Here is a 25,961-nt window from a genome sequence, read left to right on the forward strand (position 1 = left end):
AAGGCACCTCATGTCCACCGCCCTCCGCCGTCGCGGAATCGCCCTCGGCGCCCTCGCCCTGGCCGGCGCGCTCGCGCTCTCCGCCTGCGGTTCGTCCGACTCGGACTCCGACGACAGCGCCAGGACGGACGCCGCCGCGACCCACACCGTCCGGACGGCCATGGGCGACGTGAAGGTCCCCGTGGCGCCCGAGCGCGTCGTGGTCCTCGACACCGGAGAGCTGGACTCCGCCCTCACCCTGGGCGTGCAGCCCGTCGGCGCGACGCACTCGGCGACGGAGGACGGCTTCCCCGCGTACCTGCCGGCGGAGAAGACGAAGAAGCTCACAGAGGTTGGCGAGATCGCCAACCCCAGCATGGAGACCGTCGCCTCCCTGAAGCCGGACCTGATCCTCACCAGCAAGGTGCGTGACGGCGACCGTTACGAGCAGCTCAGCGCCATCGCCCCCACCGTGATGACGGAGTCCACCGGCACCGCCTGGAAGGAGAACTTCCAGGTCCACGCCGACGCGCTCGGCAAGCAGGACGAGGCGAAGAAGATCGTCGCCGCGTACGACGCCCATGTCGCCGAGGTGACCGAGGCGATCGGCGGCAAGGAGAAGGCAGCCGCCACGGACATCAACTTCGTCCGCTTCGTCGAGGGCGCCGACATCCGCATCTACGGCAAGCAGAACTACATCGGCTCGATCCTCGCCGACCTCGGCATGGGCCGCCCCGCCATCACCGACAAGGCCAAGGACGGCTTCTCCTACGACGTCTCCCCCGAGAAGATCGACCTCGCGGACGCGGACGTCGTCTTCACGTCCACGTATGGCGACCCGGACAAGGCGGGGACGACGAAGACGATGAAGAGCGGCCTGTGGAAGGGGCTGACCGCCTCCGAGAACGGCAAGGTCTTCAAGGTCGACGACCGCCTGTGGATCGCCGGCATCGGCTACACGGCGGCGGGCCAGATCCTCGACGAGTTCCAGACGAAGATGGCCGGCTGACAGCGGGGCCCTTGGGCGGGCGGCAGCGTGTTCTTACCTTGCCCCGGTCCTTGGTGCGGGGTTCCGTCCTCAAGCGCCGGACGGGCTTGTTTGTGCGGGTGTCCCCGTGGGGTGCGCGGTGTGCCGGTGGGTGGGGGTCCGGGGCCCCTCCGGGGTGTCTCCTCAGACGACGAACGTTCGGCGGGTACGCGTAGCGGGCCGGGTATCTGTTCGTCGTCCTGCGGGGACTCCCCTGCACGGCCCCGGACCCGGCCGTCCTGCGTCTGCGACAGTCGCAGGGCCGGTGTGCAGGCGCGGGTGAGGCAGGGTGGGGCCGTGCAGGGGGGTCCCCGCAGGAAATGGCGTACGACCCGGGTTCACCGCGTTGCCGGGTGCACACGCCATTTCTGAGGAGACGCCCCGGAGGGGCCACACCTCCACCCACCGGACAAGGCGCACCCCACGGGGGAACCCGCACCCAAGCCCGTCCGGCGATTGAGGACGGAACCCCCCGCCCCGGACCGGGGCAACGCACAACCTCACCGCCCGCCCGGCCGAGGGCCCCGTGCCCGCCACACCAGGTAGAGCGCGGAGGCCACGGCCGCACCCCGTACCACCCACGGCCACGTCTCGCCGATCGCGGGCCCCATCCGTCCCTCCCCGATGGGCGCGCCCCACCGGCCGTCCATCCGGCCCCACAGCCAGACGAGGGCGCCCGTCGCGACGACCCCGGGCAGCCCCATCACCGCCCACTTCGCCTGCGCCCGCGACAGCGTGCGCGTGCCGTACGCGAGCCCCCAGCCGCCCGCCAGGGCAAGCAGCGCCTGCGGGGTGTCCAGCACCGCACCGGCCACCAGCAGCAGCGCGGCCAGCAGGAGCAGCGGGTGCGCGAAGCCGCGGGAAGCGGCGTCCTCGCGGTCGCGGCCCCGGCGCAGCCGCGGCAGCCGCCTTCGCCGACGCGGCTCCTCGGCCTCCCCCTCGTCCTCGTACCCGTCGTCGTCCGTGGACTCCGCGAACGAGCCGTCGTCCCCGTCCTCGTCATCGTCATCGTCATCGTCATCCGGCACCGGCGGCCGCAGCACGGCCGGGATCTCCACCCCGCCCCGGAAGCCCGGCACATCGGTTCCCGCACCGAACTCGCCCACGTCACCGAACCGGCCCGGGGCGACGCTCCACCAGTCCGTGTCGTCCCCGGACGCGCCGAGTTCGTCCGAACCCGCCCGGTGCGGCGGGGACGGCGCCGGCCCGGGTGCCCGCGAAGGCTCTTCCCGCACCTCCGACGCGCCCTTGCGCGAACTGTCTTTCCGGAGCCTCGCCCGGCGGGGACGCGGAATCCCCGCCCCTTGCGCATCGCCCCGGTCCGGTTCCTGCGGCAACGGCGGCGTCCCCCCGGTCGACGAGGCCGCCGCCGCGACCAGTTCGTCGGGGGTTCCGAGCTTCCCGATGATGCGGCGCACCGCCCCGGGCGTGTCCGCCGCCTGCGCCACACGCTGCCGGTCGATCTCGCCCCGCAGCGCCGAAACGAGCCTCATCCGGTCGCCCGAGGACAGCTGTTGTTGCTGAGCCAGGTCGCCGACCCGGCTCAGGTAGTCATAGACCAGCTGGTCGCTCTCGATCCCCACGCGATGGTTCCCCTCTACGCCCTGCACCGACGGTAGCGCCCTCGGGCCTGTCCGGAGCGACTACCGTGGGACGGATGGGGATGACCACACCACCGCGGACGCTCGCCGAGGCTCTGCGCGCCCGGGACGACGAGTCACTGGCCGGGCTGCTGCGTGCCCGGCCCGATCTCCTCACCCCCGTGCCCGGCGACATCACCCAGCTCGCGACGCGCGCCGGCACCCGTGCCTCCGTCGTCCGCGCCCTGGAGCACCTCGACCGTTTCGCCCTGCAGACCGCCGAGGCGCTGGCCGTCGCACCCGACCCGGCACCGTACGACACCCTGCTCCGCCTGCTCACGGGCGACGGCCGGGACGACGGGGAGCACCGGGACGACGCGGGCGCCGCGATCGTGGCCGCACTGCCCGGCGCGCTCGCCACCCTGCGCGAACAGGCCCTCGTCTGGGGGGAGAACGACCGGCTGCGCCTGGTGCGCACCGCCCGCGAACTGCTGTCGCCGTCCCCGCAGCACCCCTCCCCCACCGGTCTCGGGCCGACCGTCGCCGAGGCCACCGCGGGCATGTCGCCGGGCCGGCTGCAGGAGATCCTGACGGCGGCGGGACTGCCCGCCACTCATGACCCGGTCTCCGCGGTGAGCGCCCTGTCCGCGCTGTTCACCGACCGCACCCGGATGGGCTCGCTCCTCGACACCGCCCCGGTCGAGGCCCTGTCGGTGCTGGACCGGCTGGTCTGGGGCCCGCCGTACGGCGAGGTGACCCCGAACCCCACCCCGCCCGTGAAGTGGCTGCGCGACCGCGGGCTCCTGCTGCCCGTGTCGACCCGCACCGTCGTGCTGCCGCGCGAGGCCGCACTGCATCTGCGGGCAGGGCGCGCCCACCGCGTGCCCGAGCCGCAGCCGCCCGCCGTCGTCGCCGTCGCCGAACGCGATCCACAGGCTGTGGACAGCGCGGCGGCGGGCCAGGCGTTCCTGGCCGTGTCCACGGTCGAGGAGCTGCTGAAGAGCTGGAACGGCGGCGGGCCCGCCATACTGCGGGCCGGCGGCCTCAGCGTCCGCGAACTGAAGAAGACCGCCACCGCCCTGGACGTCTCGGAACCCCTCGCCGCGTTCTGGATCGAACTCGCCTACGCGGCCGGGCTGCTGGCCTCCGACGGCGAAGCGGACGAACGGTACGCGCCGACTCCCGCATACGACGACTGGACGGAACTGTCCGCCCAGGACCGCTGGGTGGAGCTCGCCTCCGCCTGGCTCGCCGCCACCCGCACCTCAGGACTGGTCGGCGGCCAGGACGCCAAGGGCCGCGCCCTGTCCACACTCGGCCCCGACCTGGACCGCTCCGCCGCGCCCGAGGTCCGCCACCGGGTCCTGGCCCTGCTCGCCGCGCTGCCGCCCGGCACCGCCCCGGACCCCGAGTCCGTACTCGCCCGGCTCCGCTGGGAACGCCCGCTTCGCGGCGCCTCAGCCTCGGCCGGGGACACCACCGACCTGCGGTCCCGGATCGCCCTGTGGACGCTGAACGAGTCGGAGCTCCTCGGCATCACCGGCCGCGGCGCCCTCGCCTCGCAGACCCGCACCCTGCTCTCCGGCGGGCCCGCCGGGGCCGCCGCCCGGCTCGCCCAGCTCATCCCGGAACCCCTCGACCACGTCCTGCTCCAGGCCGACCTGACGGCCGTCGCCCCCGGCCCCCTGGAACGCCCCCTCGCGGACATGCTCGGCGTCCTCGCCGACATCGAGTCGAAGGGCGGTGCGACGGTCTACCGCTTCACGCCCGGCTCCGTACGCCGCGCCCTGGACGCCGGGCAGTCCGCCGCCGACCTGCACGCCTTCCTCGCCGCGCACAGCCGCACCCCGGTGCCACAGCCGCTCAGCTACCTCATCGACGACGTGGCCCGCCGCCACGGCCACCTGCGGATCGGCGCCGCCTCCTCGTACGTCCGCTGCGACGACGAGGCCGTCCTCAACGAGATCCTCGCCGACAAGCGCTCCGCCACCCTGCGGCTGCGCCGGCTCGCCCCGACGGCCCTGGCCGCCCAGATCGACCCGGCGTCCCTCCTCGACGGCCTGCGCGAGATGGGTTACGCGCCCGCCGCGGAGTCCGCCGACGGCGACGTCCTGATCACCCGCGCCGGTTCCCGCCGCACGCCGCCCCGCACGGCCCCCGCCCCCGTACCGGAGGGCCCGCCCGTGCCCGACCCCACGCTGCTGGGCGCGGCGGTCCGGGCGATCCGGGCCGGGGACACGGCCGCGACGGTCGTCCACAAGGACACCGGCCCCGCCTCCTCCTCGTCCCCGGCGGGGGCCCTGCCCCGGACGACCTCCGCCGAGACCCTGGTCACCGTCCAGGCCGCGGCGATGACGGGCTCCGCGATCTGGATCGGCTACGTCAACGCGGAGGGCGCGGCCAGCCAGCGGGTGATCGCCCCGGTCCGCGTCGAGGGCGGCTACGTGACGGCGTACGACCACACGGCGGACGAGGTTCGTACGTACCCCTTGCACCGGATCACGGGCGTGGCGGAGCTGGCGGACGACCAGACGTCGTGACAGAGCCCTCGCACACCCGCCCCGGGCCGTGTACGCCGCCCCGGAGTCCGGAGCGCCTCAGCTCTTCGTCTGCACGGCGCAGACGTTGCGCGCGCCGTTGAAGATCTGCCAGGAGAGCGTCTGGCGGTCGCTCCGCTGAGGGCAGCTGCCCCCGCTCACCACCGCCGTGATCGCCATGATCGCGTTCTGGCCGCGCGGCACCTTCGTCTGGTCACAGCCCCAGACGGTGAACAGCTGCCCGGTGCCCCGGAAGGATCCGTCGGCCTGTCTGGTCAGTGTCGCGGGGAAGCACTGCCCCACGACGAACACACGGTCCAGGCACAACGCGATGGAGGACCCGTCGTCGTTGACGTGACCCCAGCCCTGCTGGCCTCCCCCTCGAGGACAGCCGGCCGTGGACGTCGTCACCATGGTCACCTTCGAAAAGGCGAAGTTCGCACCGCAGTCGACCGCGGTCGGCTGATCGTGGTTCAGACGCCCCCAGCCGTCGTCGAACACGTTGAGGCAGGTGCCGACCGGAGCTGATGCGAACGCCACGTCGACCGGGTCCGGCGGATCGGGGGTCGGCGTGGGGGTCGGGGTCGGGGTCGGGGTGGGGCTTTCGCTGGGGGTGGGGGATGCGGACGTTTCCTGCTCCTGGGGCTCCCTGTCGGTCCCGCCGCCCGACGGCGGCTCCCGGTACGGCGTGGGCGTCGCGGAGAACGTCGAACCGTTCGAGGGCTTCCCATCGCCGACCGACGCCGCCTCCTGCCACGGCTGCCACACGCCGAGAAGAAGGACGAGGCCCACGAGGGCGGCGAGCGCCGCCGACGAGGCACTGACGAAGTAGGTGCTGGTGATGTCGCGGCCGGCGACCGTGATCCGGGACCGGCCCTCCGCCCGCGCGTTGATCCGAGGCCCGCCGTCGCCGCCGAAATCGCCGTCGAAATCGTCCGGGTCCCCTCCGGAGTAGCTCAAACGATCACCCCTTGGTGATGTTGATGTCCCGCCCGGACATGGTGATGTGGGAATTCCCCGAAGCCGTTGCCGTCATGGTGACCCTGTTGGCCCGAAGGGCGTCCTCACGTCCGGCAGGCTGCAGACCGTCGATCATCCGCTGCAGTTCGGCCACCATCTCCGGGTTGGCGACGAGAAGCCGGCGCAGCCGGCGCTGCCATTCGAGGACGAGTTCCCGTTCGGCCTCGGCGTCCCCGTCCCGCCGCGCCGCGAGCACCTCGGCGCGCGCCTCGCCCAGCTCGGCAACCACCGTCTCGGCCCGCTCGGGGTGCACCCGGCGCCACAGCTCGCCCATCGCCTGCTGCGCCCGCTCCCACCCCGACGTCGCCATGCCGTTGACCACCGTCGACGCGGCCTGACCCGCCAGTGCCGCCAGATCCAATTCCACTGCCTCACCCCTGTGTTCACTCGACTCCCGGGGAAACGTGTATACCGCCCGCAGCGGGAGGGCGTCCCGCGATTTGAGGAGTTCCAGAGCATGTGCGCAGGGAGGGAACGGGCCGGAGTCGGTGCGGGTTCCCCCGTGGGGTGCGCCGCGTCCGGTGGGTGGGGGGCGGGTCCCCACCCACCGGCACACCGCGCACCCCACGGGGCACCCGCACCCAAGCCCGTCCGGCGCTTGAGGACGGAACCCCGCACCAAGGAAAGGGCACACAGAAACACCCCCGCCCCCACATACGGCACACTGGACGTTTGGCCGGTACACGGCCACCCCGCCGTAGAAAGGGCCGAAGCGCGTGACCGGACCCCTCATCGTCCAGAGCGACAAAACCCTGCTCCTCGAGGTCGACCACGAGCAGGCCGACGCCTGCCGTCGTGTGATCGCCCCCTTCGCGGAGCTGGAGCGTGCGCCCGAGCACATCCACACCTACCGGCTGACCCCGCTCGGGCTGTGGAACGCCCGCGCCGCGGGGCACGACGCCGAGCAGGTCGTCGATGCGCTCGTGAAGTACTCGCGTTACCCCGTACCGCACGCGCTGCTCGTCGACATCGCCGAGACGATGGACCGGTACGGTCGGCTCACCCTCTCCAAGCACCCGGTGCACGGGCTGGTGCTGACCTCCACGGACCGGCCGGTCCTGGAGGAGATCCTCCGGTCGAAGAAGGTCCAGCCGCTGGTCGGGGCCCGGATCGACCCGGACACCGTGGCCGTGCACCCGTCCGAGCGCGGGCAGGTCAAGCAGACGCTGCTGAAGCTGGGCTGGCCCGCCGAGGACCTGGCCGGGTACGTGGACGGCGAGGCGCACCCGATCGAGCTGGACGAGAGCGGCTGGGCGCTGCGGCCCTACCAGCAGCAGGCCGTCGAGGGGTTCTGGCACGGTGGGTCCGGGGTCGTCGTGCTGCCCTGTGGCGCGGGCAAGACGCTGGTCGGGGCCGGCGCGATGGCGCAGGCCAAGGCGACCACGCTGATCCTGGTCACGAACACCGTCTCGGCCCGCCAGTGGAAGCACGAGCTGGTGAAGCGGACCTCGCTGACCGAGGAGGAGATCGGCGAGTACAGCGGTACTCGCAAGGAGATCCGGCCGGTCACCATCGCCACGTACCAGGTGCTGACGACCCGCCGTAAGGGCGTCTACGCGCACCTGGAACTGTTCGATTCCCGCGACTGGGGGCTGGTGATCTACGACGAGGTGCATCTGCTGCCCGCGCCCGTCTTCAAGTTCACCGCCGATCTCCAGGCCCGCCGCCGGCTCGGCCTCACCGCGACGCTGGTGCGGGAGGACGGGCGTGAGTCGGACGTCTTCTCGCTGATCGGGCCGAAGCGGTTCGACGCCCCGTGGAAGGAGATCGAGGCGCAGGGCTACATCGCGCCCGCCGACTGCGTCGAGGTGCGGGTCAACCTGACGGACTCCGAGCGGCTCGCGTACGCGACCGCCGAGCCCGAGGAGAAGTACCGGTTCTGCGCCACGACGGCGACGAAGCGGAAGGTCACCGAGGCGCTGGTGCGCAAGCACCAGGGCGAGCAGACGCTGGTCATCGGGCAGTACATCGACCAGCTCGACGAGCTGGGCGAACATCTGGACGCCCCGGTGATCAAGGGCGAGACGAGCAACGCCCAGCGCGAGAAGCTGTTCGGTGCCTTCCGGGAGGGCGAGATCAGCGTGCTGGTCGTGTCGAAGGTGGCGAACTTCTCGATCGACCTGCCCGAGGCCACCGTCGCCATTCAGGTGTCGGGCACGTTCGGCTCGCGTCAGGAGGAGGCCCAGCGGCTGGGCCGGGTGCTGCGGCCGAAGGCGGACGGGCACGAGGCCCGGTTCTACTCGGTGGTCGCCCGCGACACGATCGACCAGGACTTCGCGGCGCACCGCCAGCGTTTCCTGGCCGAGCAGGGCTACGCGTACCGGATCGTGGACGCGGACGAGCTGCTGTCGGACAACTGACCGGGGGTGGGGCGGGCGTCGCGCTCAGTGCGAGCGGCGGACGCCCGCCTCCTCCACGTACTCGCCGAGGACGACGACACCGAACGCGGCCCGCAGGAAGACCTTGACGGCACGCAGTGCCTCTCCGGTGCGGTGGTGGTGGGGGTGACCGGTGGCCGCGGTCGCGCCGTGCGCGGGGCCGGTCCTTCGGGGGTTCAGGCTGACGGTGCTCATGTCTTCCATGGTGCTCCGTGCGGACCCGTCGGTGCGTCGGTCCGCAGGTGGAAGCCCGCGGGCGCGCATCTACCCCTGTGGTCGCATGCCGTCCCCTACGGGGTGGACCCCGCACTCATGCCCCGGTATTCGTTCGCGCCCGGCCCGGACCGTCGATACAATCGCCGGTCTGCCCGCCTCCCGCACCGTGGTACCGGCCGTCCGCAAGGACGTGCACCGGCAGCCGGGGGAGCGCCGCCGACCGGACGGAAACCGGCCGACAGCCAGTGATCGATCCCCGAGCGGACCGCATCGCCCCCGCGCAGTGACCGGGGGCGGGGTGCGGTCCGCCGTCCTGCGTTGAATGCCGGAGGCAACACCGTGCCCGCGCACGAACACGAAAGCGACACCACCACCGACCCCCTCGCCCATGAGCGTGCCCATCTCACCGCCTCGCGTGCCGCGCTGCGCGCCATGCGCGAGGACGCCCAGGCCCTGGACATCCGCGATGTCACGGCGAACTGGGTGAACGCCGCAGTGCTGCAGGCCCAGATCGCCGACCGCATCAAGTCGCTCGCCGATCTCGCCCACACCCCGCTCTTCTTCGGACGGCTGGACTACCTCCATGTCGTCGGTGCGGCGCAGGCCGAGGGCGCGGAGGGCGAGCAGTTCTACATCGGGCGCCGTCACGTCCATGACGCCGACGGCGATCCGATGGTCATCGACTGGCGTGCGCCGGTCTCCCAGCCGTTCTACCGGGCCTCGCGCAACAACCCCCTGGACGTCGGTCAGCGGCGCCGCTTCGGTTACACGGGCGGTGAGCTGACCGCGTACGAGGACGAGCACCTCACCGACCCTTCCGAGGCGGCGCAGACCAGCAAGCTCCTCCAGGCGGAGATCGAGCGGCCCCGTGTCGGTCCGATGCGTGACATCGTCGCGACGATCCAGCCGGAGCAGGACGAGATCGTCCGCAGCGAGCTCGGCGGCACCGTGTGTGTGCAGGGCGGGCCCGGCACCGGGAAGACCGCTGTCGGCCTGCACCGCGTCGCGTATCTCCTGTACGCGCACCGCGAGCGGCTCGCCCGCACCGGGACGCTCGTCATCGGGCCGAACAAGTCGTTCCTGCACTACATCGAGCAGGTGCTGCCGGCCCTCGGCGAGCTGCAGGTGAAGCAGGCGACCGTCGACGACCTGGTGACGGCGCAGGTGGAGGTCCGGGGCACGGACGAGGCGCGGGCCGCCGTCGTGAAGGGCGACGCCCGGATGGCGGAGGTGCTGCGGCGGGCGATCCGTTCGCATGTGACGATGCCGGCCGAGCCCGTCATGGTGGTGCGCGGCTCTCGGCGCTGGCGGGTGCCCGCGTACGAGATCGAGGAGATGGTCAAGGAGCTGCTGGCCCGCGACATGCGGTACGGGGCCGCGCACGAGGCCCTTCCGCAACGCATCGCGCACGCCGTGCTGGTGCGGATGGAGGAGGCCGGCGAGGCGCCCGACGACCGGGTGCAGAACGCGGTGGCGCGTACCCCGGCGGTGAAGGCGGCCGTGAAGGCCATCTGGCCCGCGGTCGAGCCGTCGAAGCTGGTGCTGCGGCTGCTGTCGGACCCGGAGTTCCTGGCCGCGCACGCGGACGGGCTGCTCAGCGAGGACGAGCAGAAGGCGATCGTCTGGACGAAGCCCGTTCGCAGTGTGAAGTCCGCGAAGTGGTCGGCGGCTGACGCGGTGCTGATCGACGAGGCGAATGATCTGGTGGCGCGTACGCACTCGCTGGGCCATGTCGTGATCGACGAGGCCCAGGACCTGTCCCCCATGCAGTACCGGGCGGTGGGCCGGCGCTGCTCGACCGGATCGGCCACCGTGCTCGGCGATCTGGCGCAGGGCACGACGCCGTGGTCGACGCAGAGCTGGGAGCAGGCGCTGCACCATCTGGGGAAGTCGGACGCGGTGGTGGAGGAGCTGACTGCGGGCTTCCGTGTGCCGCGCGAGGTGATCGCGTACGCCTCGCGGCTGCTGCCGGTGATCTCACCCGGTCTGACCGCGGTGGAATCCGTGCGTGAGTCGCCCGGTTCGCTGTCGGTCCGGGAGGTGGGGGCCGCGGACACCGGCGGGCTGGACGCGGCGGTGGTCGCGGCGTGCGAGGAGTCGCTGGAGCAGGAGGGTTCGACCGGTCTGATCGCCGCCGACGCGCGTATCCCGGCGTTGGCGGCCGCGCTGACGGCGGCGGGGCACACCTGGCTCTCCCCTGGTGAGGAGACGACCGCCGAGTCCCGGCTGACCCTGGTCCCGGCATCGCTGGCCAAGGGCCTGGAGTACGACTACGTGGTGCTGGACGAACCGGCCGCCGTGGTCGACGGCGAGCCCGACGAGCGGACGGGGCTGCGCCGGCTGTACGTCGCGCTGACCCGTGCGGTATCGGGGCTGATCGTCCTTCACGCGGCGCAGCTGCCTGCGGAGTTGGGCTAGAACGGGGGGGTGGGGCGGTGTGATGCCGCCCCACCCCCGTGTCCGGTCAGCCCGTCGTGCAGGCCCTCCCGTTCAGTTTGACCGTTCCGGGGTCGGCGGCCGCGCCCGAGACGCTGCTGTTGAACCCGAAGTCGATCGCCGCGCCCGGTGCGAGGGTCCGGTTCCAGGACAGCGGTGCGGCGGTGACCGTACGCCCGTACTGGGCGAGTTCGGCGCTCCAGGTGTGGCTGAGCTTCTGGTCACCGGGGAGCAGCCAGGTCAGGGACCACGGGGTGAGCGCCTCGGTTCCGGTGTTCTTCACCGTGACCGTGGTGGTCGAGCCGGTGTTCCACGGGTGCGAGGAGTAGGTCACGGTGCAGGAGCGGGCCGGGCCCGCCCCGTCACCGGCGTCGTCCAGGTAGGAGGCGACGAAGGCCAGTGGCGCGTTCCAGTTGATGGCGACCTCGTTGGTGGCGTACGAGCCGTTGTCGTCGAGGTAACACATCGCCGCCGCGCAGCCGTCGAGCCTGGCCGCGGCCTCCGGATCCCCGGAGGTGGGGGCGGTGAGGTTCGGCCCTCCCGCGAGGGAGCCGGCGGGCGGGTGGGGCAGGGCGGGGTCGCTCTGGTGCGCCCAGACCCGGTGGTGCTGGTTCTCGGAGCTGCGCTCGCCGTACCCGGTGACGTACGACTGGTTCAGCGGGTTGCGTCCGAAGAGGTAGTCGGCGCCGCGCAGTACGGCGTCGCGGTAGCCGGCCTTCCCGGTGAGGTCGGCCGCGGTGGCCAGCACGATCATGTTGTTGAGCACCTGGCTGTTGGAGCCCCAGACGTAGTTCTGCCCGGCCGGGGCGTACGGGACGCCGTACAGCTGGTCCTCGGTCTGGGCGGCGTAGCGGTCGGCGGCCGTGGTGACCACGGAGCGGACCTGTGCGAGCTGGCCGGCGGTGAGGTCGTTGGGCACGGTGGCCAGGGTGAGGACGCCGAGTCCTGCCGTCCCGCCCCACCACATGCCGCCGTCGGCCGGGAAGACCGCGTCGGTGTCGCCGTGCAGGGGCGAGCCGAGGAGCGCCTGGCGGTAGGTGTCGGCGCCGGTGGTGGTGAAGAGTTCGGCGGCGGCCCAGTAGAACTCGTCGGAGACGTCGTTGTCGCTGTACGTTCCGCCGCCGGTCCCGTCGGCGGGGTCTGCGAGCACGTCCGGGTGGGCCTTCGCCGCGGTCCACGCCGTCTCGGCGGCCGTACGGCACCGGTCGGCGAAGTCCGCGTCGTACGGGGCGAAGAGCCGGGCGCACTGGGCGGCCGCGGCGGCGAGGTTGAGCGTCGCGGCGGTGGACGGCGGGTGCAACTCACGCTGCTGGGGGTCGAGATGGGGCATCATCGGCAGGCCGGTCCACTGGGCGTCGTGCATCTTGTGGTGGACCATTCCGGCGAGCGGCTGCCCGGCCGGGACCTGCATGCGCATCATGAAGTCGAGCTCCCAGCGTGCCTCGTCGAGGATGTCCGGCACGTCGTTGCCGTGCTCGGGCACCCGCAGCGCGCCGTCGCCGAGTTCGGCGGACTCCGCTCCGTCGGCCGTCAGGGTCCGCTCGTAGGTGTCCATCAGTTCGGCGACCGCGATGCCGCCGTTGACGACGTACTTGCCCTGGTCGCCGGCGTCGTACCAGCCGCCCCGCACATCGAGCCGGTAGTCGCAGACTCCCGGCTGGCAGGGCACGTCCGTGTCGCCCTTGTTGGGGGCGACGCCGAGGTGTCCTGCCGGGCGGGCGTACTCCTCGCCGACCAGGTCGGCGTCGATCTCGATGCCGCTTCGGTTCTGGTAGAAGTACGCGAGCGAGTCGCTGCGCAGGGTGTCGTACAGATCGGACCGGATCGAGAACGGTTCGCTGACCTGCCCGTCCGCCTCGACGGTGTAGCCGTCGCCGGCGGTCGTGACGTCGCCGAAGTCGAAGGTGTGGACGTTCTGGCGTGAGGTCGGGTCCACGCCGCCCGGGAGGGTGGTGCCGGTGGCGGCGGCCGATCCGTCGGCGGCCCTGAGGGTCCAGGGCAGCGGCTCGGTCGCCTCGGTGACCAGGGTGCCGCTCTTGGGGCCGTGCGGGAGGTATCCCACCTGGTTCACGCGGACGGTCGAGCCGGTGTCGGGCACGTACACGGGCGGCTCGGCGCCGCCGCGCAGGGACACGTCGTCGAGACAGAAGGTGGCCGCCTCGTCGCTGCCGCCTATCTGGAAGGCGAGTTGGGCGGCGTCGCGGTCGGCGGTGGCGGTGAAGACGTGGGTGACGGGGGGCGCCTCCGTGCCGATCGGGTCGGTCGCGGACAGGTCCGTGGTCCACGGATCGGTGGCCATCTGCACGTTGGTGTGGATGGACAGCGGGGTGGTGGACGTGGCGGTGTAGGTGAGGCTGTACGTCTCCCCCGCGACGAGCGGGATGTCGTTCTGGCCGACGATCACGTCCCACGGGTTGGCCGTTCCGGCCGGTACGTCGGTGCAGAGCCGGCCGTCCGTGACGGCCGCGGCGGTGTTGGCGGTCCACCACCAGGGCGCGGTGCCGGCGGCGAAGTCACCGTTGGTGATCTGCTCCGGGGCCGGGTCCGGGTCCTCGGCGGCGGCGCCGGGGGCGGTGAGAGCACCGCCGAACAATGCGGTGAGGGCTAATGTCCCGAGCACACGACGCCCGCGCCGGGCGCGGGTGCGACCGGTGGGGGGCGGGGGCGGAGAGGCGTTCACCGGGGGCCTTTCGTAGGGGGCGGGTGACGGTCCGATGCGCGGCGAATGAGCGGTGGGAACGCTCCCATAGGCATGGAACACAGCCGGGGAGGCACCGTGGGAGCGTTCCCACACCGCCGTGCCGCCATTGTGAAGCCGGTGGTGTTTGTTGCGCCAGGGTCGCGACAGCACGAGCCTGAAGGACCGCCCTCGCACAGACGGGGCGGGGGCGGGTTGCCGTGTCCCGGCAACCCGCCCCCGCCCGTCCTTGCAATCCCGCCCCCGCCGTCCCGGCGATCCCGCCCCCGCCCGCTCGCGCCTGCGCGCGGCCGCCTGGACCGGACAGACCGCTACGCGTCGAGAATCGTCCGCCACTCCCTGACCGCCGCCGCGTCCACCGGCCCGGACCAGCCGCCCGGCCGGGCGGCTCCGCCGATGTGGACGGCGTCGATGCCCGCGCCCAGCAGCTCGGGAAGGTGCTCCAGCCGCAGGCCGCCGCCGACGAGAATCTGCGGCTCGTACCCCGGCTCGCCCTTGCGCGCCGCCTCGACGATCAGCGTGGGGATGCCGTCGTCCACCCCGGCGGGCGAACCCGCGGTGAGGTACGTGTCCAGGCCCGGCAGGTCGGCGAGGGCCTTGCGCAGCGCGTCCCGGTCGGCGGCGCGGTCGATCGCACGGTGGAACGTCCACTTGCAGCCGTCCAGCTCGGCGACGATCCGCTCGACCGCGACCAGGTCGGGGTGACCGTCCTCGTCCAGGAAGCCGAGCACGAACTCGTCCGCACCCTCCGCCCGCAGTTCACGCGCCTTGCGTACGAGTACGCCGACGTCGCCGGCGGCGAAGCCGTCCGCCACCCTGAGCATCACCCGTAGCGGAATGTCCACCGCGGCGCGGATCGCTGCGAACGTCGCGCACGACGGGGTGAGACCGTCCGCCGCCATGTCGGTGACCAGCTCAAGCCGGTCCGCACCACCCGCCTGGGCAGCGACCGCGTCCTCCGCGTCGAGAGCGATCACCTCCAGGACTGCACGGTTGCTCATGGGAACCCAATCCTCCAGGAAGCATCTATAGGTCTAGTCCAATGGGCAGCCTACGGGGCGGTAGGGCCGGGGCGCAGCTCACCGTGAACGTGAAGATACGCGAGGTGGGACACGGGACAGGCGACCGGAGGCGCGCGGTCCGCGCTTCCGCGATGGATCACCCTTGCGTTCACATAGGGGCAGGGGGTATACCTGAATCAGCAGTACATACCCCCTAGGGGTATAGCGACCATCGAATGAGGAGGCCCCGTGTCCGCGCAGACCGCAGCCACCACCGGCACCGCTGACCCCAGTGGCCCCACCGGTACCGGCATCGCCGCAGAGGTCGAGCTCGCGATCGGCGGCATGACGTGTGCCTCGTGCGCGGCCCGGATCGAGAAGAAGCTGAACCGGATGGACGGGGTCGAGGCCACCGTCAACTACGCCACCGAGAAGGCCAGGGTCAGCTACCGGGGCGAGGACGTCTCCGTGCAGGACCTGATCGCCACGGTCGAGAAGACCGGCTACACCGCACAGGAGCCCGCTCCCCCGGTACGTACCGGCGACGCGCCGGCCGGGGCGGCGGAGGCGGACGAGCTCCGCCCGCTGCGGCAACGGCTGATCACCGCGGTCCTGCTAGCGGTGCCGGTCATCGCGATGGCGATGATCCCGGCGCTCCAGTTCGACAACTGGCAGTGGCTCTCCCTCACCCTCACCGCCCCCGTCGTCACGTACGCCGCCTGGCCCTTCCACCGCGCCGCGTGGACCAACGCCCGGCACGGCGCGGCCACCATGGACACGCTGATCTCGGTCGGCACCTCGGCCGCGTTCCTGTGGTCGTTGTGGGCCCTGTTCTTCGGCACCGCCGGGATGACCGGCATGACGCACCCCTTCGAGCTGACCATCGGACGCAGCGACGGCTCCGGGAACATCTACCTGGAGGCGGCCGCGGGAGTCACCGCGTTCATCCTGGCCGGGCGCTACTTCGAGGCCCGCTCCAAGCGGAAGGCGGGCGCCGCGCTGAAGGCGCTGCTGGAGCTCGGCGCGAAGGAGGTCACCGTCCTGCGCGACGGCCGCGAGGTGACCGTGGGGACGGAGGATCTCCGGGTCGGGGACCGGTTCCTGGTCCGTCCGGGCGAGAAGATCGCAACCGACGGCACGGTGGTCGAGGGCAGTTCGGCGGTGGACGCGTCGATGCTCACCGGTGAGTCCGTCCCCGTCGAGGTCACGGTCGGTGACGCGGTGACCGGCGCGACGCTGAACGCGGGCGGCCGGCTCGTCGTCGAGGCCACCCGGATCGGCGCCGACACCCAGCTGGCCCGGATGGCGAAGCTGGTCGAGGACGCGCAGAACGGAAAGGCGGCGGCGCAGCGGCTGGCCGACCGGATCTCCGCGGTGTTCGTCCCCGTCGTGATCGCACTCGCGCTCGGCACGCTCGGCTTCTGGCTGGGCAGCGGCGAGGGTCTGACGGCCGCGTTCACGGCCGCCGTCGCCGTACTGATCATCGCCTGCCCGTGCGCCCTGGGCCTCGCCACCCCGACCGCCCTCATGGTCGGCACCGGACGCGGCGCCCAGCTCGGCATCCTGATCAAGGGCCCCGAAGTCCTGGAGACCACCCGCCGCGTCGACACCATCGTCCTCGACAAGACCGGCACCGTCACCACCGGCAAAATGACCCTCCAGACCGTCCACACCGCCGACGGAGTCACCGAGACCGACGTCCTGCGCCTGGCCGGAGCCCTGGAACACGCCTCCGAACACCCCATCGCCCAAGCCGTCGCCACCGGAGCCACCGAACGCACCGGAGCATCCCTCCCCACCCCCGACGACTTCGCCAACATCCCCGGGCTCGGCGTCCAAGGCGTCGTCGAAGGCCACGCGGTCCTCGTGGGCCGCGAGGCGCTGCTGGGCGAGTGGGAGATCCGCCTGCCCGTGGAGCTGGCCCGCCGCAAGGCCGAGGCGGAGGCCGCCGGCCGCACGGCGATCGCCGTCGCCTGGGACGGCGAGGCGCGAGCGGTCCTGGAGGTGGCCGACGCGGTGAAGGACACCAGCGCGGAGGCGATCCTTCGGCTGCGCGCACTCGGCCTGAAGCCGATCCTGCTGACCGGCGACAACCGGGCCGTGGCGGAGGCGGTCGCGACGGAGGTCGGCATCGACGAGGTGTACGCGGAGGTCATGCCGCAGGACAAGGTCGACGTCGTCAAGCGCCTTCAGGGCGAGGGCCGTTCGGTCGCGATGGTCGGAGACGGCGTGAACGACGCGGCCGCACTCGCCCAGGCCGACCTGGGCCTCGCGATGGGCACGGGCACGGACGCGGCGATCGAGGCCGGCGACCTGACCCTGGTACGCGGGGACCTGCGGGCCGCGGCGGACGCGATCCGGCTGTCGCGCAGGACGCTCGGCACCATCCGTACGAACCTGTTCTGGGCCTTCGCCTACAACGTGGCGGCGCTGCCGCTGGCGGCGATGGGCCTGCTGAACCCGATGATCGCGGGCGCGGCGATGGCGTTCTCGTCGGTGTTCGTGGTCGGCAACTCGCTGCGGCTGCGGGGGTTCCGGGCGCAGGCGTGAGGCCTGCCCGGGGGATCGGGCCAGGCGCCCCGCCACCGGTGAGTCAGGCCGAGAGCCCCCGCCTTGAGCGGTGGATCAGGCCAAGGGCCCCCGCCCTGACCGGTGAATCGGGCCAAGGGCCCCGCGCTCCACAGGTCAGGCAAGGTCAGGCCCTGCGCCTTGACCGGTGGATCAGATCGGGGCCCTCCCCGCGGGCGGCCGGACTCAGCTTCCGACGGGAAGCCGGGCCTCCGGCCGCCCGCTGCCGCGTGCGATGCGCTCTTCGAGCCGCGCCCTGCGGGCCGGCCACTCGTCCGCCGTGATCGAGAAGATCGCGGAGTCCCGCAGGCGCCCGTCCTCGCCCGGGGCCCACGACCGGGACCAGTTCCGCAACACGCCCTCGAAGCTCGCGCCCGCCGCTTCGATCGCGGCCCGGGAGCGGCTGTTGCGGGCATCCGTCTTCAGGTCGACGCGTGCCACCCCCCACACCTCGAACGCGTGCCGGAACAGCAGGTACTTGGCCTCGGCGTTGATCCCCGAGCCCTGGGCGGAGGCGGCGAGCCAGGTGAAGCCGACCTCGATCGCGCTCAGCGTGTTCTCGTCCAGCCAGTGCCGCGGCTCCCAGTAGGCCGTGGCCCCGACCACACGGCCGGACGCCCGGTCCACCTGGACGTACGGGCACAGCATTCCGGTGGCCGCGCGGGCGAGCTGGGCGTCGATGTACCCGTCGACCTCACCGGGGCCGGGCACCCACGTGAACCGGTACGAGCTCCGGTCCTCCTCGGCTGCCCTGAGCAACCCACCGGCATGACGGTGCTCCAGCGGCTCCAGGCGCACGCGCACACCCTCCAGAACCGGCCCTTCCAACGCGAAAGCCATCGCTCACCCATCCAGTCGTTCGGACGCTTCGTACGCTTCGTACGCTTCGTACGCTTCGTACGCTTCGTACGCGGGCGCGCACCCGCGTGCCGAGCGTTCCAGAGACACCCGGCCGTGTCGTGCGAATATCACCGCACCCGGGGCTCACCTCCCGGCGGGCACGAACCGCACCACCGTCCCCGCGCCCGCCTGGGCCGCCCCCGCCAGCGCCGGTTCGGGGACGACGCCCACCACCGGGTAACCGCCCGTCGTCGGATGGTCGTTGAGGAACACCACGGGGCGGCCGTCCGGTGGCACCTGGACGGCGCCGAGCACCATTCCCTCGCTGGGAAGTTCACCCGTACGGGAACGCTCCAGCGACGGGCCCTCGGTGCGCAGCCCGATGCGGTTGCTCTGCGCCGCGACGCGGTACGCCGCGGTGGTGAGCGTGCGGAGAGCGGCGGGCGTGAACCACGTGTGGCGGGGGCCGAAGTGCACCGGGAGCACGAGCACGGCGGGTGCGCCCGGCCACGGCACCGCGTCGACGGGCGGTGCACCGGCCGGCGGGGGCGGCCCCAGCGGCAGCACGTCCCCGTCGCGCAGGGGCGCAGGGCCCAGCCCGGAGAGCAGGTCTGAGGATCTGCTGCCGAGCACCGGCTCCGGCGCCACACCGCCCGCGAACGCCACGTAGCTGCGCAGCCCGCGCACCGCGGGCCCCACGTCCAGCACCGCACCCGCCGGCACGTACACCGGGGCGCCCCACGCCACCGGCCGCCCGTCCACCGTCACCCGGCACGGCGCACCGCCGACGACCACACGCACCGCGCGGTCCGGGCGGACGGCGCAACCGGTGGCGGTCGTCTCCAGCACCGCCGCCGTCACGGCGTTGCCGGCCAGCCGGTTGGCGAGCGCGGCGGCGGGCGCGTCGAGGGCGCCCGCCCGTCCGACCCCCAGGTGCGCGAGTCCGGCGCGGCCCTCGTCCTGCACCGTGGTCAGGGCCCCGGCGCGCACGACCTCGACGGCCCCCGTCACCGCGCCGCCTCCATGAACCGCACCCGCGCGCCCGGTTCCAGCAGCGCGGCCGGTTCGCGGTGCGGGTCCCACAGCGGGCCGGGATCCGGCATCCGGCCGATGAGCTGCCAGCCGCCGGGGGACGGACGCGGGTACACCCCGGTGTACGGGCCGGCCAGCGCGACCGCACCCGCCGGGACCCGGGTGCGCGGCGTCGCCCTGCGCGGCAGGTGAAGGTGGTCCGGCAGTCCGGTCAGATAGCCGAAGCCGGGGGCGAACCCGCAGAAGGCGACCCGGAATTCGGTTCCGGCGTGCATGCGGGGCACTTCGGCGACGGCCACTCCCCATGCCTCGGCCACGTCGGCCAGATCCGGTCCGTCGTAGACGACGGGGATCTCCACCGCCGCAGCCGTATCGCGGAGCGGCGGCGGTATGTGCCAGGTCCGCAGCTCTCGGGCGAGCGCGGCCGCGCCCCGCGCGATGCCGTCGAGCAGCACCGTCCGCTCGCCGGGCACGATGTCGCGCACATCCGGAAGTCCGCCCGCCGCGCGGCGCCGCAGCACCTCCGCGTGGAACGCCTCCGTGTCCGCACGGCCGTCCAGCTCGACCAGCAGCGCCCGTGGCCCGGCGGGCAGCACGACGAGCGGCGGGCCGGTGCGGCGCGCCGCGCTCACGCGAACGCCCGCACCGCGACGCCCGCCTCTTCCAGCGCGGTCCGGACCCGTCGGGCGAGCGCGGCGGCGCCCGGGGTGTCGCCGTGGACGCACAGGGAGCGGGCGGCGACGGGTATCCGGCCGCCGTCGGCCCCGGTCACGCACCGGTCCACCGCGAAGCCCACGCTGCGGCGTACGACCTCGTCCGCTTCGTGCACCACCGCGCCCGGCTCCCCGCGCGGCACGAGCGTGCCCTGCGGGGTGTACGCGCGGTCGGCGAATGCCTCCTCGACGGCGGTCAGACCGGCCTGAGCGGCCCGTACGAGGAGCCGGGAGCCGGGCAGCCCGAGGACGGCCAGGTCCCCGCCCGCCAGCCGGACGCCCTCGATCACGGCGGCGGCCTGCTCGTCGTCCCGGACGGTGCGGTTGTAGAGGGCGCCGTGCGGTTTGACGTACGAGACCCGGGATCCGGCAGCCTCCGCGAACACCCGCAACGCACCGATCTGGTAGGCGACTTCGGCGGCCAGCTCGGCGGCCGGCACATCCATGGCGCGGCGTCCGAAGCCCGCCAGGTCCCTGTACGAGACCTGCGCGCCGATCCGTACGCCCCGGGCGGCCGCCGAGTCACAGACCCGCCGCATCACCGAGGCGTCCCCCGCGTGGAAGCCGCACGCCACATTGGCGCTGGTCACACAGGCGAGGAGCGCCTCGTCGTCGGTGAGCGTCCAGCGTCCGAAGCCCTCGCCCAAGTCCGCGTTGAGGTCCATCACCACGACCGGCCCGCCCAGCGGGTCCGGCCCGTCCGTCCTGCCGGGCAGGTTCGTCATATTCGTCACGGGCGCACCGTAGCGCCCGTCCCGGCCGGCGGGCCCCGGCGTCCCGGCGTCCCGGCGTCCCGGACGGCCTCTCAGTCGAAGAGCCCGAGCTCGTGCTCCCGGACGCCCTCCAGCTCGTACCGTGTCCCCACCAGCGGCCGGCCCGAACACAGCCGGATCAGGGTCGCCCCGTCACCCCGGTACCGTCCGGGGGCCCGGCCCTCCTGCTCGGCGCCGATGACCACCTTCTGCCCGCTGTCCGTGAGCTCCGCGACGAGCCGCGGCACCTTACGGCGCAGGGCGCGCGGGACGAGGAGGCCCAGGGCGTGCGGCAGCCCGGGGCCCCCGTACGCGTCGGGCAGCCCCCACGCCGCGCACACGTCCCCCACGTGCACCCACTCCCCCAGCGCCACCGCGTCCAGCACCCCGCCCGCCGCGGCGATGACCGGACCGGCGTCGGTCATCCCCCGCTCCAGCTCGTCCACCACCTGGGTGTGCGTCCAGTCCGCGCGCTCGGCGATGTCCCGGTCGTTGCACTCGGGACTGAACACATCCGGCCCGAACCGGCTCTCCACCACCCGGCTCAGCACGGACCCGCAGTGCGCGAGCACGTCCCGCACCGTCCAGCCGGGACACGCGGTACGCAGTTCGAAGTCGCCGTCCGCGGCGGACCGCAGCAGCGGGAGCAGTGCGTCCCGACCGGTGCGCAGGAGGAGACCGGGCAGCTCGGGATCGCGTTCGTCAGCCATGGCCCCAGCTAATCATCATCCGCCGCCGCCGTTCGAAGCCCTGCACTATTCGCGTTCGTTCAACTACCCTCGGCATCAAGAGTGTTGGCGGATCTCTGACGACTCATGGAGCCACCGTGTCCCCGTTGTTCGACCTTGCCGGCCAACTTGCCCCCCACTTCTCCTTCTTCCTCGGCCGCATGGTCGACGGAGTGATGGACAGCGCCGTACAACGAATCGCCGACCGGAGCGTGGACGCGGGCGAGGGCGCCTTCCGGAGCCTCGTCGGCGGGGACGGACAGGAAACGGACGACGCGGCCGGTCTCACCGCACCGGACGCTGCCGAACTGGACCGTCTGCTGAGCCGACTGACCGACACGGATCGGGCGCGGCTCGCGGCGGCGCTGGCCACGTGGCTGAACGGCCCACCCGGCCGTCACGATCTCGTGGACCTGCTGCGCACCCCGGAGCCCGCACCCGCCCCGTCGGTCTCGGTCACCTCCCGGGGTGATCACAACACCGTGATCGGGAGCGTCGGCACCTTCAACCAGCACCCGAGAGACGACCGGCCGTGAGCCAGGACCCAGGCGGCAGGGGAGAGGTCTCCAACCAGTCGTTCGGTGCCAACAACACCGTGGTCGGCAGGGCCGACACCCTTCTCCAGATCTTCATCCAGCGCGCCTCCTTCGTTACGGGCTGGCTGTTCCTCGTCCTGGCCGTCGCCCTCGCCGGCTACGCCATCTGGAACTGGCCCGGCGGCTCGCGCAGCCAGTACGTCGCCTTCTTCGCCTTCCTGCTGCTCGCCTTCCTGGCCTCCGTCGTCCACATCAGCCTGCGCCGGCCCGACCGCGGCGGGACGCCCGGGCCGCAGGGGCAGGGCGCCAAGGACGGCTCGGGACTCCGGCTTCCCGACCTGCTCCTCGTCGCCTCACTCGTCTGTGCCCTGATCAGCTGGTGGGCGTTCCAGGACGTCGTGCGGACCGGCGAGGTGGGGGCGACGCTCCGGGTGCGCGGGGCGCAGCCGCTGACCGGTGCCCCGGACAGCGTGCTCACCCTGACGATGGCCCAGCCGGACCGCGCCGACCGACGCGACCGGCTGCGTCTCACCCTGGAGATCGGAGAGGACGACCCGGACGCACCGGCCTGCTCCCACAAGACGAGGGTCCTGCTCACCGCGGTCACCGACAGCGTCACCCCGCGCCGGTCCGAACTGCCCGCCCGGTCCACCACCGACTTCGCCCTCGGCGATCTCGCGGACCGGGCCGGTGTGACCTTCGAGCTACGGGTGCGGACCGCCGAGGGCTGCACCCTTCGGCTGGTGGACCGACAGGGCGTCCTGCACAACGACTGACAGACCACTCACACGGAGCGAGGTATGAGATGGCAGGAGCAGCTCAGCGCCGCTGGGCGGCCCTCACCGCAGCGGCCCTCCTGTACGTGACCGTGACCGGATGCAGTTCCGACCCCCCGTCGATCCTGGGGGACCACACGGAGGTGGGAGCCAAGAGCGACCAGCCCGGCACGAGCTTCTCCCCGCACGACGGCGAGTACAACGGCTTCGACATCGCCGTCGTCGGAACGCTCATGAACATGCTCGGCTACGACACCCCGCGGTTCAGCGGTGTGCTGTCCAAGAACCGGGCCCGTCTGCTGCACGACGGGGACGTACAGCTGGTGGCCGCGACGTTCTCGATCACCCCGACCCGGATGGCGCCCAGGAGCAAGGGCGGCGACGACCTCGACTTCGTCGGCCCGTACGCCTCCACCCACCAGGGCTTCCTCGTCCGTGCGAACGACCGGAGCATCCGGAACCTGGGCGATCTCGACGGCAAAGTGGTCTGTGTCTGGGAGGGCACGACGTCCGCCAACGAGCTCAGCAAGGCGGCGTACGACAAGATCGTCAAGCGCACGGAGGACGACGCCAACTACTGCGTGAACGCGCTCAAGGAGAAGGAGGTCGACGCGGTCTCCACGGATCAGCTGATCCTCTACGGGTTCATGCAGGCCAACCCGTCGCTCAAGGTCGTGCCCGGCATCAAGTTCGGGGAGCCCAACGACTACGGCATCGCCATGGCCAAGGGGCACCGCAAGGACTGTGTCCGGCTCCGCGACAAGCTCACGGAGTACGTGCGCCAGGCGACCTCGTGGGAGCGCGATTTCCAGAACAGCCTCCCCGCCGTCCCCAAGGCCGTTCGGGACGAGGCCAAACCCACCGAGTCCGAGATCTCGGCCCTGTCCTGCGTGGACGAGCCGGGCGCCGGCACTGCCGACTGACCGGCACCGGCACTCCCGGCCCCCTTACAGTCGCCCCATGACCGACAGCGCCCAGAGTCTCCGCATCCGCTGGCAGGAAGCCCTCGTCGCCGCCCGGGGCGGCGGCGAGGGCCCCGACCCGCTGCCGTACGCAGACAACCTTCTGGCGCGCTGGGCCGAGCCCCAGCGGCGCTACCACACCACCGCCCATCTGGCGGCGGTCCTCGACCACATCGACAAGCTCGCCGGTCATGCCGCGGACGCGGACGCGGTCCGGCTGGCCGCCTGGTTCCACGACGCGGTCTACCGGCCCGACCGCTCCGAGAACGAGGAGCGCAGCGCCGTCCTCGCCGAGCGCGCCCTGCCCGAGGCGGGCGTGCCCGCCGCGACCACCGCCGAGGTCGCCCGCCTGGTCCGGCTCACGGTCTCGCACGACCCGGCCGACGGCGACAGCAACGGCGAGGTCCTGTGCGACGCGGACCTGGCGATCCTCGCGGCACCGCCCAAGGAGTACGCGGAGTACGCGGCCCGGGTGCGCGAGGAGTACGGCTTCGTCCCCGCCGAGGCGTTCCGGGAGGGCCGGGCGGCGGTGCTGCGGCAGCTTCTGGAGCTGCCGCGGCTGTTCCGCACCCCGCACGGGACGGCGGAGTGGGAGGCGCGGGCCCGGCACAACCTGAGCACGGAGCTGGAGCTGCTCGCACTCTGAACGGCCTGGGCGGGAGCTGTGGCCGGCCGGGGCCGGGGCCGAGGCCCGGGACGAGCCGGACCGGCCGGGTCCGCGGCCGAGGTCGAGGCCCGGGGCTGAACCGGACCGGCCGGGTCCGCAGCCGGGAGCCAACCCGGTCGGCCGGGCCCGGAGCTGAACCGGACCAGCCGACTCCGCAGCCGGTGCCGAGGCCCTCGAGCGAACCGGACCGGCCGGCTCCGGGGAATGCCACGGCCGTTTTCGCTGTTGGCACCTGTCATGCCCGACTCTGCCACTCGCCGCTCCCGCATGCCCCTGGCCGTGTACATCCTCGGCCTCTCGGTCTTCGCCCTCGGCACGAGCGAGTTCATGCTCTCCGGGCTGCTGCCACCCATCGCCGATGACATGAACGTGTCGATCCCACGTGCCGGGCTCCTCATATCCGCGTTCGCGATCGGCATGGTGGTCGGCGCCCCGCTGCTCGCCGTGGCCACGCTCCGGCTGCCGCGCCGCACCACGCTCATCGCGCTGATCTCCGTCTTCGGCCTCGGCCAGGTCGCGGGGGCGCTCGCGCCGACGTACGAGGTGCTCTTCGCGTCCCGGGTGGTCAGCGCGTTCGCGTGCGCCGGGTTCTGGGCGGTCGGCGCTGCCGTCGCCATCGCGATGGTGCCGGTGAACTCCCGGGCCCGCGCGATGGCCGTGATGATCGGCGGGCTGTCCATCGCGAACGTGCTGGGTGTGCCGCTGGGCGCCTTCCTCGGCGAGAACCTGGGCTGGCGGTCGGCGTTCTGGGCGGTCGGGGCGGCCTCCGCCGTGGCGCTGGTCGGGGTGGCCACGATGATCCCCCGCATCCCGCTCCCGGACGAGAAGCCGCAGCTCAAGCGGGAGCTGGGGATCTATCGCGACCGGCAGGTGTGGCTCTCCATCGTGCTGACCGCGCTCGCGGCGGGCGGGGTGTTCTGCGCGTTCAGTTATCTGGCGCCGCTGCTGACGGACGTCGCCGGTCTGGACTCGGGCTGGGTGCCGACCGTGCTGGCGCTGTTCGGGATCGGTGCGCTGATCGGCACGATGATCGGGGGCCGGGTCGCGGACGCGCACCTCTTCGGGGTGCTGCTGAGCGGGATCGCGGCGTCGACGGTGTTCCTGGCAGCACTGGCGCTGTTCGCGTCGAACCAGGCCGCCGTGATCGGGCTCTCGTTCCTGCTGGGCCTCTCGGCGTTCTACACGGCTCCGGCGCTGAACGCCCGCATGTTCAACGTCGCGGGCGCCGCCCCGACGCTGGCGGGCGCGACGACCACCGCCGCGTTCAACCTGGGCAACACCGGCGGCCCCTGGCTGGGCGGCACGGTGATCGACCTGGACTTCGGTTTCGAGGCCACCGCGTGGGCGGGGGCGGCGATGACCGTGCTGGCGCTGGTGACGGTGGTCCTCTCGCTGCGGTTGCAGCGCAGCCGCAACGCGTCGTCCCTGCTGGTGGCGGGCGCTCCGGCGGCGGTGTCGCGGGAGAGCGCTCAGGACGCGGCGCCGGTGTGCGCGCCCTCGTCGGCCGGCTGAGAG

At 72.7% G+C, this 25,961-nt stretch carries 21 protein-coding genes; 10 read left to right on the plus strand and 11 right to left on the minus strand.

Features of this window, described 5'->3' with window-relative positions; translation table 11 throughout:
* Positions 1 to 10: 10 nt before the first annotated feature.
* On the plus strand, positions 11 to 988 hold the full coding sequence (locus tag ACIOEW_RS13500) for an ABC transporter substrate-binding protein (protein WP_401963770.1): 978 nt from the start codon (positions 11 to 13) through the stop codon (positions 986 to 988).
* Between the two features lie 518 nt (positions 989 to 1,506).
* On the opposite strand, the gene ACIOEW_RS13505 is transcribed toward ACIOEW_RS13500, so the two are convergent.
* Positions 1,507 to 2,589, minus strand: coding sequence for a hypothetical protein (locus ACIOEW_RS13505; RefSeq protein ID WP_401963772.1), 1,083 nt, complete (start codon positions 2,587 to 2,589; stop codon positions 1,507 to 1,509).
* Between the two features lie 74 nt (positions 2,590 to 2,663).
* Between ACIOEW_RS13505 and ACIOEW_RS13510 the strand changes: the two genes are divergently transcribed.
* On the plus strand, positions 2,664 to 5,126 hold the full coding sequence (locus ACIOEW_RS13510) for a helicase C-terminal domain-containing protein (protein WP_401963774.1): 2,463 nt from the start codon (positions 2,664 to 2,666) through the stop codon (positions 5,124 to 5,126).
* A 57-nt stretch (positions 5,127 to 5,183) separates the two neighbouring features.
* Here ACIOEW_RS13510 and ACIOEW_RS13515 read toward each other — a convergent pair whose 3' ends face one another.
* Positions 5,184 to 6,083: a hypothetical protein gene (locus ACIOEW_RS13515; protein ID WP_362543741.1), complete on the minus strand. Its 900-nt coding sequence runs from the start codon at positions 6,081 to 6,083 to the stop codon at positions 5,184 to 5,186.
* A 4-nt stretch (positions 6,084 to 6,087) separates the two neighbouring features.
* Positions 6,088 to 6,510 (minus strand): hypothetical protein, encoded by a 423-nt coding sequence (locus tag ACIOEW_RS13520; RefSeq protein WP_362543738.1) that lies wholly within the window; start codon positions 6,508 to 6,510, stop codon positions 6,088 to 6,090.
* A 349-nt stretch (positions 6,511 to 6,859) separates the two neighbouring features.
* Between ACIOEW_RS13520 and ACIOEW_RS13525 the strand changes: the two genes are divergently transcribed.
* Entirely contained in the window at positions 6,860 to 8,503 is a 1,644-nt protein-coding gene (locus ACIOEW_RS13525) for a DNA repair helicase XPB (protein WP_401963776.1), read from the plus strand.
* A gap of 24 nt (positions 8,504 to 8,527) precedes the next feature.
* On the opposite strand, the gene ACIOEW_RS13530 is transcribed toward ACIOEW_RS13525, so the two are convergent.
* On the minus strand, positions 8,528 to 8,716 hold the full coding sequence (locus ACIOEW_RS13530; protein WP_362543732.1) for a hypothetical protein: 189 nt from the start codon (positions 8,714 to 8,716) through the stop codon (positions 8,528 to 8,530).
* Positions 8,717 to 9,076: 360 nt separating this feature from the next.
* Here ACIOEW_RS13530 and ACIOEW_RS13535 point away from each other — a divergent pair, with 360 nt between their 5' ends.
* Positions 9,077 to 11,155 carry a HelD family protein gene (locus ACIOEW_RS13535; RefSeq protein WP_401963777.1) on the plus strand — a complete coding sequence of 693 codons (2,079 nt, stop codon included), beginning with the start codon at positions 9,077 to 9,079 and terminating at the stop codon, positions 11,153 to 11,155.
* A gap of 46 nt (positions 11,156 to 11,201) precedes the next feature.
* On the opposite strand, the gene ACIOEW_RS13540 is transcribed toward ACIOEW_RS13535, so the two are convergent.
* Both ACIOEW_RS13540 and ACIOEW_RS13545 read right to left on the minus strand, forming a co-directional pair.
* Complete coding sequence (locus tag ACIOEW_RS13540) at positions 11,202 to 13,793, minus strand: glycoside hydrolase family 9 protein (protein WP_401963778.1); 2,592 nt, start codon at positions 13,791 to 13,793, stop codon at positions 11,202 to 11,204.
* Between the two features lie 389 nt (positions 13,794 to 14,182).
* Positions 14,183 to 14,872 (minus strand): copper homeostasis protein CutC, encoded by a 690-nt coding sequence (locus tag ACIOEW_RS13545; protein ID WP_362543723.1) that lies wholly within the window; start codon positions 14,870 to 14,872, stop codon positions 14,183 to 14,185.
* Positions 14,873 to 15,121: 249 nt separating this feature from the next.
* Here ACIOEW_RS13545 and ACIOEW_RS13550 point away from each other — a divergent pair, with 249 nt between their 5' ends.
* Positions 15,122 to 17,422 carry a heavy metal translocating P-type ATPase gene (locus ACIOEW_RS13550; protein ID WP_401963779.1) on the plus strand — a complete coding sequence of 767 codons (2,301 nt, stop codon included), beginning with the start codon at positions 15,122 to 15,124 and terminating at the stop codon, positions 17,420 to 17,422.
* Positions 17,423 to 17,626: 204 nt separating this feature from the next.
* On the opposite strand, the gene ACIOEW_RS13555 is transcribed toward ACIOEW_RS13550, so the two are convergent.
* From ACIOEW_RS13555 to ACIOEW_RS13575, 5 genes are all read right to left on the minus strand, one after another.
* Positions 17,627 to 18,280: a GNAT family N-acetyltransferase gene (locus ACIOEW_RS13555; RefSeq protein WP_401963780.1), complete on the minus strand. Its 654-nt coding sequence runs from the start codon at positions 18,278 to 18,280 to the stop codon at positions 17,627 to 17,629.
* 144 nt (positions 18,281 to 18,424) lie between these two features.
* A complete protein-coding gene (locus ACIOEW_RS13560) occupies positions 18,425 to 19,291 on the minus strand; it encodes a biotin-dependent carboxyltransferase family protein (protein WP_401963781.1) in 867 nt (288 codons plus the stop codon).
* On the minus strand, positions 19,288 to 19,908 hold the full coding sequence (locus tag ACIOEW_RS13565) for an allophanate hydrolase subunit 1 (RefSeq protein ID WP_401963900.1): 621 nt from the start codon (positions 19,906 to 19,908) through the stop codon (positions 19,288 to 19,290). The genes ACIOEW_RS13560 and ACIOEW_RS13565 overlap by 4 nt, the downstream gene beginning before the upstream one ends.
* Positions 19,909 to 19,940: 32 nt before the next feature.
* Positions 19,941 to 20,690 (minus strand): LamB/YcsF family protein, encoded by a 750-nt coding sequence (locus ACIOEW_RS13570; RefSeq protein WP_401963902.1) that lies wholly within the window; start codon positions 20,688 to 20,690, stop codon positions 19,941 to 19,943.
* 140 nt (positions 20,691 to 20,830) lie between these two features.
* On the minus strand, positions 20,831 to 21,487 hold the full coding sequence (locus tag ACIOEW_RS13575; protein WP_401963782.1) for a maleylpyruvate isomerase family mycothiol-dependent enzyme: 657 nt from the start codon (positions 21,485 to 21,487) through the stop codon (positions 20,831 to 20,833).
* Positions 21,488 to 21,603: 116 nt separating this feature from the next.
* Between ACIOEW_RS13575 and ACIOEW_RS13580 the strand changes: the two genes are divergently transcribed.
* The 5 genes from ACIOEW_RS13580 to ACIOEW_RS13600 all read left to right on the plus strand — a co-directional run bounded on the left by ACIOEW_RS13580 (position 21,604) and on the right by ACIOEW_RS13600 (position 25,958).
* On the plus strand, positions 21,604 to 22,041 hold the full coding sequence (locus ACIOEW_RS13580) for a hypothetical protein (RefSeq protein ID WP_401963784.1): 438 nt from the start codon (positions 21,604 to 21,606) through the stop codon (positions 22,039 to 22,041).
* Positions 22,038 to 22,817, plus strand: a complete 780-nt coding sequence (locus ACIOEW_RS13585; RefSeq protein WP_401963786.1) for a hypothetical protein — start codon at positions 22,038 to 22,040, stop codon at positions 22,815 to 22,817. Before ACIOEW_RS13580 ends, ACIOEW_RS13585 begins: the two co-directional genes overlap by 4 nt.
* A 29-nt stretch (positions 22,818 to 22,846) precedes the next feature.
* Positions 22,847 to 23,740 (plus strand): transporter substrate-binding domain-containing protein, encoded by an 894-nt coding sequence (locus ACIOEW_RS13590; RefSeq protein WP_401963788.1) that lies wholly within the window; start codon positions 22,847 to 22,849, stop codon positions 23,738 to 23,740.
* Positions 23,741 to 23,777: 37 nt separating this feature from the next.
* The gene (locus ACIOEW_RS13595) at positions 23,778 to 24,425 is read left to right on the plus strand and encodes a hypothetical protein (RefSeq protein ID WP_401963789.1); all 648 of its coding nucleotides are present in this window, start codon (positions 23,778 to 23,780) and stop codon (positions 24,423 to 24,425) included.
* Positions 24,426 to 24,713: 288 nt separating this feature from the next.
* Positions 24,714 to 25,958, plus strand: coding sequence for a Cmx/CmrA family chloramphenicol efflux MFS transporter (locus ACIOEW_RS13600; RefSeq protein ID WP_401963904.1), 1,245 nt, complete (start codon positions 24,714 to 24,716; stop codon positions 25,956 to 25,958).
* The last annotated feature ends 3 nt before the right edge of the window (positions 25,959 to 25,961 follow it).

It is taken from the genome of Streptomyces sp. NPDC087901 (assembly GCF_044742205.1).
In the GTDB taxonomy this organism is placed as follows: domain Bacteria; phylum Actinomycetota; class Actinomycetes; order Streptomycetales; family Streptomycetaceae; genus Streptomyces.